The 7557-nt window shown below is 69.3% G+C and carries 10 protein-coding genes; 7 read left to right on the top strand and 3 right to left on the bottom strand.

From position 1 onward, the window contains the following. The 3 genes from Q4I23_RS28370 to Q4I23_RS28360 form a co-directional block, all read right to left on the bottom strand. Nucleotides 1-354: DUF6468 domain-containing protein (locus tag Q4I23_RS28370; protein ID WP_498528424.1), on the bottom strand; the 354-nt coding region annotated here is incomplete at its 3' end. Continuing rightward, nucleotides 335-1441, bottom strand: a complete 1107-nt coding sequence (gene fliM, locus Q4I23_RS28365; protein ID WP_454020710.1) for a flagellar motor switch protein FliM — start codon at nt 1439-1441, stop codon at nt 335-337. The genes fliM and Q4I23_RS28370, both read right to left, overlap by 20 nt. A gap of 17 nt (nt 1442-1458) precedes the next feature. Then, on the bottom strand, nt 1459-1959 hold the full coding sequence (locus tag Q4I23_RS28360; protein WP_498528423.1) for a flagellar basal body-associated FliL family protein: 501 nt from the start codon (nt 1957-1959) through the stop codon (nt 1459-1461). A 187-nt stretch (nt 1960-2146) separates the two neighbouring features. Between Q4I23_RS28360 and fliF the strand changes: the two genes are divergently transcribed. The 7 genes from fliF to Q4I23_RS28325 form a co-directional block, all read left to right on the top strand. After that, nucleotides 2147-3847, top strand: coding sequence for a flagellar basal-body MS-ring/collar protein FliF (fliF, locus tag Q4I23_RS28355; RefSeq protein WP_454020709.1), 1701 nt, complete (start codon nt 2147-2149; stop codon nt 3845-3847). After that, entirely contained in the window at nt 3847-4578 is a 732-nt protein-coding gene (locus tag Q4I23_RS28350) for a FliH/SctL family protein (RefSeq protein ID WP_498528422.1), read from the top strand. The genes fliF and Q4I23_RS28350 overlap by 1 nt, the downstream gene beginning before the upstream one ends. After that, nucleotides 4566-4907, top strand: coding sequence for a flagellar motor switch protein FliN (gene fliN, locus Q4I23_RS28345; RefSeq protein ID WP_454020707.1), 342 nt, complete (start codon nt 4566-4568; stop codon nt 4905-4907). Before Q4I23_RS28350 ends, fliN begins: the two co-directional genes overlap by 13 nt. Before the next feature lie 32 nt (nt 4908-4939). After that, a complete protein-coding gene (fliP, locus tag Q4I23_RS28340) occupies nt 4940-5722 on the top strand; it encodes a flagellar type III secretion system pore protein FliP (RefSeq protein WP_498528421.1) in 783 nt (260 codons plus the stop codon). A gap of 4 nt (nt 5723-5726) precedes the next feature. Next, complete coding sequence (locus Q4I23_RS28335; protein ID WP_051658806.1) at nt 5727-6050, top strand: hypothetical protein; 324 nt, start codon at nt 5727-5729, stop codon at nt 6048-6050. Nucleotides 6051-6059: 9 nt separating this feature from the next. After that, on the top strand, nt 6060-7088 hold the full coding sequence (locus Q4I23_RS28330; RefSeq protein WP_014200129.1) for a flagellar motor switch protein FliG: 1029 nt from the start codon (nt 6060-6062) through the stop codon (nt 7086-7088). A gap of 11 nt (nt 7089-7099) precedes the next feature. Next, on the top strand, nt 7100-7557 hold a 458-nt coding region (locus Q4I23_RS28325; RefSeq protein ID WP_498528420.1), incomplete at its 3' end, for a hypothetical protein.

Raw genomic sequence — 7557 nt, 5'->3', positions numbered from 1 at the left:
GCGTATAATCGTCGGCAGCGTCAGATGTGTATAAGAGACAGCCTCCTGCACGGACGCCTCGATGCGCTTGGACGCCCGCTCGCAGGAGCCGAGCACCAGCGCCGCCTCCTCGGTCACGCCCTTGGCGCGGTCGAGCCCATCGGACAGCTTGGCCGAGGCCTCCGTCGCGGCGGCGACCAGCCGCTGCACCGAGGCCTCCGTCTCGTCGATGGTCTTGGAGAAGGTGCCGATCAGCGCGCCGATCTCGGCCTGGCTGGAGCGCATCACCTTCAGCCGCTTGTTGACGATCACCAGGAACACCGTGGCGGTGACGAGCATGACCGCCAGAACGGCGTCAATGAGGAATGAGACCATCGATCAGCTCCTGCTTGGTCTCCAGGTCGGTGTCGATCTTGACGGAGATGTTGCCGTTGCGCTGGCCCATGTGGCCGGCGAAGAGGGGGGTGGTCTTGCTTTGCAGCACCACCGGCGCGTCGGGGTCGATGCGCAGCTTCAGCGAGGTGCCCTTTTCCCAGTTCAGCACCTCGCCCAGCGAGACCTGCGTCTGCTGCAGCACCGCGACGAGGTCCAGCTTGGCCCGCATCAGTTCGGCCTTCAGGTGGCTTTCCCACACCGTGTCGTGGCCGAACTTCTCGCCCATGAAGGTCTGCACCAGCTTGCCGCGCACCGGCTCCAGCGTGGCGTAGGGGATGACCACCTCGGCATGGCCGACGCGGCGCTCCACCTCCACGGCGATGCGCACGCGGATCACCGCGTTGGTGGCGCGGGTGATGGTGGCGAATTGCGGGTTCGTCTCCAGCCGGTCGAAGGTGAAGTCGATGGGCGTGATCGGGTCGAAGGACTGGCTGAGATCCTGGAGGATGACCCGGATCAGCCGCTCGGTGATCTTGCGCTCGATGGAGGTGTAGGTGCGCCCGTCGATGCGCCGGGCGCGGCTGCGCCGTCCGCCCAGCAGCACGTCCATCATGCAGTAGATCAGCGCGCTGTCGACCGACACGACGATGTGGTTGTCCCACTGCTCCGCCCGCGCGACGCCGACCAGGGCCGGAAGCTCGATGGTGTCGAGGAACTCGTTGTAGCGCAGCCAGTCGATGCGCAGCAGGCTGGCCTCCACGCTGGTCGAGGAGAACTGGCGCAGCGACGTGTTGAGCAGCCGGACCATGCGGTCGAAGACCACGTCCAGCATCGGCAGCCGGTCCTTGTTGACCGTTGTCGTGCTGATCAGCCGCTCGATGGCGCGGGTCTGGCCGGCGGATTCCGTCTGCGGTCCGACGGCAAAGTTCAGCAGGCGGTCGATCTCCTCCTGGCTCAGCTCCTTGGTGTCGGCCATCAGGGCGGCGGCCTCGGACTCACCGGAGGCGGCGTCCAGGCCCCAGTCGAGATCGTCCCCGGTGGCGCCGTTTTCGCCGCTGCCGTCGTCCGTGTCGATGGGAGTGCTCATCCGTTCCTCTGGGTCGGCTATTGGGTGAGAAGGCTGCGCAGCAGGACGTCGGACACCGTGTCCGGGCCAAGGATCAGGTTGAAGCGGCGGCGCAACTCCTCGCGCAGCCGCAGCAGACCGGCGGAGCCGCGCAGGTCGTGCTGGTCGATGTTGCGCAGGAACTCCTGCTGGGCGTTGACGAGATGGGGCATCGCCTGCTCCACCCGGCCGCGGTCCTTGGGCGCCAGCGCCAGCGTCACCCCGATCTTCATGAAGCGCGACGGCGTGTCGGGGCGCAGGTTTACCAGCAATTCCGGCATGTCGAGCGTCGCCTGGGCCGGTTCCACGATGGGCGTGCCCTCGAACAGCCGCGCCACCCCGTCCGGCCCGACGGCCATCCAGTAGCCGCCGAACCCGGCCGCGGCGACGCCGCACAGGGCCGCCGCACCCAGCGCCAGCCGGGCCAGCGGCAGCACGATGACGTACATCCGCTGCCGGCCCGGCGTTCCCGTCCTTGCCTTTCCAGCATCTGTATTCATCGCGGCCGGCGCCTCCAAAATACCGAAAATTTGAGAGACTGTTTTAAACGATCAAGTTTTAGCGACTTCCTTCCGGTCGATCTTCGCGGCTTTTACTCCGCTTAAAAGTCATCCCGGTAGGTTGTGAAGGCTCACGGGGTGAACATTACGGTCCCCGCTTTTCGGAAACTTTAAAGGTGCGGGTGTCGTGACGGGACTGATCGACAATCTGCGGACGCTTGGGCGCACGCGCCTTCTGGTGCTGGCCGGCACGGGTGTCGGCATCGTCCTGGCGGTCGCCACCATGGCGGTTCTGCTGTCGCGGCCGCACATGACGCCGCTCTACACCGGGCTGGAACCGGCGGAGGCCGGGCGCATCGTCAAGGCGGTGGAGGCTATGGGCGTGCCGGTATCCGCCGCCTTCGACGGCACCGCCGTCCAGGTGCCGGAGGCCGAGGTGCCGCGGCTGCGCATGCTGCTGGCCGAGAAGGGCCTGCCGTCGCGGGGCGGCATCGGCTACGAGCTGTTCGACACCGACAAGCCGCTGGGCATCACCAGCTTCATGCAGCGGATGAACCGGCTGCGCGCCATGGAAGGCGAGCTGGCCCGCACCATCGAGACGCTGTCCGGCATCGAGGCGGCGCGCGTCCACATCGTGCTCCCCGACCGCGAGGAGTTCTCGCGCGCCGCCCCCACCCCGACCGCCTCCATCGTGGTGCGCATGCGCGGCCGGTCGCCGCTGGAGCGGCGGCAGGCGCTGTCGATCCGCCACCTCGTCTCCGCTGCCGTGCCCAACCTGAAGCCGAGCGCCGTCACCGTGCTCGACGCCTCCGGCGAGGTGCTGCTGACCGAGGAGGACGGCGACGCCCGGTCCTCGGCGAAGGTCGACGGGCTGCGCGCCGGGCACGAGACGCGCATCTCCCGCGCCATCGAGCAGATGCTGGTAGCGCGGCTGGGGCAGGGGAATGTTCGCGTCCAGGTTGCTGTCGACGTCGAAACCAAGCGCGAGGTCGTGCGCAGCCAGAGCTTCGATCCGAACAGCCAGGTCGTCCGCTCCACCCAGACGGTGCAGGAGCAGGACCGCAGCCTGGACAGCACGGGCGAGCCGCCGGTCACCGCCGAGCAGAACCTGCCGCAGCGCGAGGTCCGCGCCCAGTCCCAGAACAACCGCTCCTCCTCCGACTCCAAGCGCCAGGAGGAGACGGTCAATTACGAGATTTCCAACGTCGCCCGCGAAACCGTGATCGAGCCGGGCGACATCCGCCGGGTCAGCGTCGCCGTGCTGGTCAACGGCACCTGGGCGACGGCGCAGGATGGCACGCGCAGCTACGAGGCGCGCTCGCCCGAGGAGTTGCAGCGCATCACCGAGCTGGTGCGCTCTGCCATGGGCTTCAGCGAGGCGCGCGGCGACCGGGTCACCGTCGACAACCTGGAGTTCGTCAACCTCGCCCCCGAGCTGGGCGCCCGCGAGCCGATGGCCGAGATCGTCGATACGCTCAGCCGCAACGTGATGACGCTGATCCAGTGGGTGATCCTGCTGGTGCTCTGCGGGCTGCTGATCGTGCTGGGGCTGCGCCCGCTGATCCGCCGCGTCTTCCCGGCGCCGGAGCCGGTGGCGGCGGAAGCCGCCGCCCCGGCGCTGGCCGCGGGAGCGGCGATGCCGCAGCTCACCGGTCCGGCCATGGGCGGCGATCCCGCCATGCAGGCGGCCCAGCTCACCGACGCGGGCGAGCCGGCAACCGCGGCCCTGCCGGGCATCGAGGAGACGATGGACCAGCTCATCGAGCTGCGCACGGTGGAGGGCCGGGTGCGCGCCTCCTCCATCCGCCGGCTGGGCGACATCGTCGACCAGTACCCGGATGAGGCGATCGACATCCTCCGCTCCTGGCTCTACGAGGAGGCGGTCTGATGGGCTACCCGCGCTACCGCTTCGACCTGCGCTTCGACAGCACGGCCCAGGCCGCGGCGCAGGCGGCGGCGGAGTTCGGCGCCCCTCCCGAGCCGGACCCCGTCGATCCGCTCGACGAGATCGTCCATTCCGAACGCCATCTCCAGGCCGCCGTCTACGGCGCCGAAGTCCGCGCCTTCGCCGAGGGGGTGGAGCAGGGCCGGCGCGAGGGGGCGACGGAGGCCGCGGCCCGCACCGACGCCGCGCTGGCCCAGGCGCTCTCCCACCTCGATGAGCAACTGGCCGCTCTGGACGGCCGCTTCGCCGACGCCCTGCGCGGGGTGGAGGCGCAGGGGGCGGCGGTGATGCTGGCGCTCGTCCGCCGCCTCGCCCCGGCGTTGCTGGAGCGGATCGGCGCGGCGGAGACCGAACGGCTCGCCACCGACGCCTTGCGGCTGGCCGGCGGGTCGCCGCGGCTGCGGCTGCGTGTCCATCCCGATCTGGCGGAGCCCGTCCGCGCCCGGCTGGCCGATCCGGACTCCCTTGGCTTCAAGGGCGCGCTGGAGGTCGTCGCCGACCCGTCCCTGCCGCCCGGCGGGCTCGACGCCGCCTGGGAAGCCGGGGGCCTGCGCTATGACCCCGCCGCGGTGGAGCGCGCCGTCGACGGCCTGTGCGACCGCGCGCTGGCCGCCCTGTCCACCGAACATGACCTCTTCACCGACACGGAAAGCACCGCATCATGGCCCCACTGAACCTCGACGTCCTGGAAGACGACGCCAAGCCCGCCGAGAAGGACGCCGTCGGCATCCCCGCCGCGGCCACTGCCGGTGGATCGATGAACGCCATCTACAACGTCCCGGTGGACGTGCAGGTGGTGCTCGGCCGCACCAGCATGCTGGTGGCTCAGCTCCTGAAGCTCGGCCGCGGCGCCGTGGTGGAGCTGGAGCGGAAGGTGGACGAGCCGGTGGAGGTCCTGGTGAACCACCGTCTGGTCGCCCGCGGCGAGGTGGTGATCGTCGAGGACCAGCGGCTGGGCGTCACGCTGACCGAGATCGTGCGCACCGATCTGGCGATCGATTGACACCCCTTGTGCCGCATCCACGGGGCTCCGCCATGATCCGACGCCTGCTTCCGCCCGCCCTTGCCCTCGTCCTCGCCGTGCTGCTTCCCGCGGCGGCCTGGGCGCAGGGCAGCGGGCTGGACCTGTCCTCCATCGGCAGCGCGCTCGGCAGCGCCACGGGGGAGAGCGGGTCACTGTCCGGGCGCGTCATCCAGGGCATCGTCCTGCTGACGGTGCTCAGCGTGGCGCCGGGTCTGCTGGTCATGGCGACCTCCTTCACCCGGATCATCGTCGTGCTGTCGCTGCTGCGTTCCGCGCTCGGCCTTCAGCAGTCGCCGCCGAACATGGTGCTGATCAGCCTCGCCATGTTCCTGACCTTCCACATCATGGGGCCGGTCTTCGACACGGCGTGGCAGGATGGGCTGCGCCCCATGCTGAACGAGCAGGTGACCCAGGAGCAGGGGCTGGAGCGGATGGTCGAGCCCTTCCGCAACTTCATGGCCTCCCAGGTGCGGGACAAGGATCTGTCGGCCTTCGCCGGCTTCACCGGCAAGCCGGAGGTGGAGCAGCCGAAGACGGCGGCCACCGCCGACCTGCGCGTGCTGATCCCGGCCTTCCTGTTGTCGGAGCTGCGCCGTGCCTTCGAGATCGGGTTCCTGATCTTCCTGCCCTTCCTGGTGATCGACATGGTGGTGGCGGCGGTGCTGATGGCGATGGGCATGATGATGCTGCCGCCGGTGATGATCGCGCTGCCCTTCAAGATCATTTTCTTCGTGTTGACCGACGGCTGGTTCCTGATCGCCAACAGCCTGATCCGCTCCTATGGGGGAATCTGACGCGATGACCGAGCCCCGGCTGCTGCCCGCCGTTCCCTCCGCCGGTCTGTCGGCGCCGCCCGCCGCACCCCCCGCCGGGGCGTCGGGGATGGCCGACAGCGTGACCGCCTTCGCCAGACGGCGGGGCGTCACGGTGGACGACGAGACGGCCGTCGTCACCCTCCTGAACGCGCTCGATCCGAACCCGCTGGTGCCGCACCGCATGGTGCTGGTCGCCGGCAGCGTTCTGGCGAACGTCTTCCGTCACGACCGCCTGCAGGGCGACCGCCCCCTGGAGCGGGATGACGACTCCGACCACTCCACCCTGACCGCCGACCGCTTCTTCTGAGGTGCCAGCATGGGCATGCCGATCAAGATCCGAGACAATTTCAAGAGCCTGAGCGGGTCGGAGAGGACCGCGGTGATCTTCCTGGCGCTGGGCGAGGAACGCGGCTCGCGCCTGATGGAGAAGCTCGACGACGACGAGATCCGCATGGTCAGCCGCGCCATGGCCAGCCTGGGCAACGTCACCTCCAACCTCGTCGAGGCGCTGCTGCGCAGCTTCACGGAGCGCTTCGCCAACACCGGCTCCGTCGTCGGCTCCTACGACAGCACGGAGCGCATGCTCTCCCGCTTCCTGCCCGACGACCGCGTGTCGGAGATCATGGGCGAGATCCGCGGCCCGGCGGGCCGCACCATGTGGGAGAAGATGTCCAACGTGAACGAGGCCGTGCTCGCCACCTATCTGGCGGGCGAGTACCCGCAGACGGCGGCGGTCATCCTGTCCCGCATGCGCAGCGACCACGCGGCCAAGGTGCTGCCGCTGCTGGCCCCGGCGCTGCGGCTGGAGGTGATCGAGCGGATGATCCAGATCGAATCCGTGCAGCGCGAGGTGCTGCTGGACATCGAATCCATCCTGCACAACGAGTTCATGGCGAACTACGCCCGCACCCACGGCGCCGACACGCACGAGCGGATGGCCGACATTTTCAACCGCATCGACCGCGACACCATGGCGGACATCTTCACCGACCTGGACGCCGTGATGCCGGATTCGACCCACCGCATCCGCCAGCTCATGTTCACCTTCGAGGATCTGCTGCGGCTCGACCGCGTGTCGCTCCAGGCGGTGATACGGCGTTGCGACACCGGACAGCTCGCCATCGCGCTCAAGGGGGCGGAGGCGCTGCAGCGCGACCACTTCCTGTCCGTCCTGTCCGAGCGCGCCCGCATGATCCTCCAGGACGAGATCGAGAACATGGGGCCGGTGCGCATGCGCGACGTGAACGAGGCTCAGGCGGAGATCGTGCAGGTCGCCAAGGCCATGGCCGACGATGGGGCGATCGTCCTTCCGCAATCGGACGAAGCGGACGCCGTCGTTTACTGATGGGTGTGCTCATGCCGGACGCGGTTGCCGAGGTCGGCCATCTGCTGGCGGTGGTGGAGGCGCTGGACCCGCGGGCGGCGCAGGAGTTGCGCGGCGGGCTGCCGCGCTGCGATTCCACCTTCGGCCTCGGGCTGGCCTTCTTCCTGGCGGCGACCGCCAACGGCGCGCGGGCGTGGCTGGGGCCGAAACGCTGCCGGTTGCTGGAGCAGCTCGACGGTGGCGCCCTGCTGGACGATCTCGACCTGGCGCTGGCGCCGCGCCACCGCCGCACCGCGGACGGGCGGGAGTGGCGGGTGTTGAGCATCCCGGTAATGGACGGCACTGTGGTGGGCGGCTGCCGCGGTTTGCTCTGCGCCATTTCCGACGGGGTTGACCTTCAGACGGGAAGCGCGCTGGTTCTGCAGATGCGGCTGCCGGCGCTGGGGGCGGTGCAGCTCGTCGCGGCGGGGGACTGTCTCTTATACACATC

It is taken from the genome of Azospirillum sp. UFLA03-27 (assembly GCF_059803775.1).
The sequence above is the reverse complement of the archived record's forward strand: the minus strand, read 5'-3'. Positions and strand labels throughout refer to the sequence as shown.

Bases quoted from the DNA above. Each gene is read 5' to 3' on its own strand.
- fliM (WP_454020710.1), bottom strand. From the start codon at position 1,441: ATGAGCACTCCCATCGACACGGACGACGGCAGCGGCGAAAACGGCGCC.
- Q4I23_RS28360 (WP_498528423.1), bottom strand. From the start codon at position 1,959: ATGAATACAGATGCTGGAAAGGCAAGGACGGGAACGCCGGGCCGGCAG.
- Q4I23_RS28350 (WP_498528422.1), top strand. From the start codon at position 3,847: ATGGGCTACCCGCGCTACCGCTTCGACCTGCGCTTCGACAGCACGGCC.
- fliN (WP_454020707.1), top strand. From the start codon at position 4,566: ATGGCCCCACTGAACCTCGACGTCCTGGAAGACGACGCCAAGCCCGCC.
- fliP (WP_498528421.1), top strand. From the start codon at position 4,940: ATGATCCGACGCCTGCTTCCGCCCGCCCTTGCCCTCGTCCTCGCCGTG.
- Q4I23_RS28335 (WP_051658806.1), top strand. From the start codon at position 5,727: ATGACCGAGCCCCGGCTGCTGCCCGCCGTTCCCTCCGCCGGTCTGTCG.
- Q4I23_RS28330 (WP_014200129.1), top strand. From the start codon at position 6,060: ATGGGCATGCCGATCAAGATCCGAGACAATTTCAAGAGCCTGAGCGGG.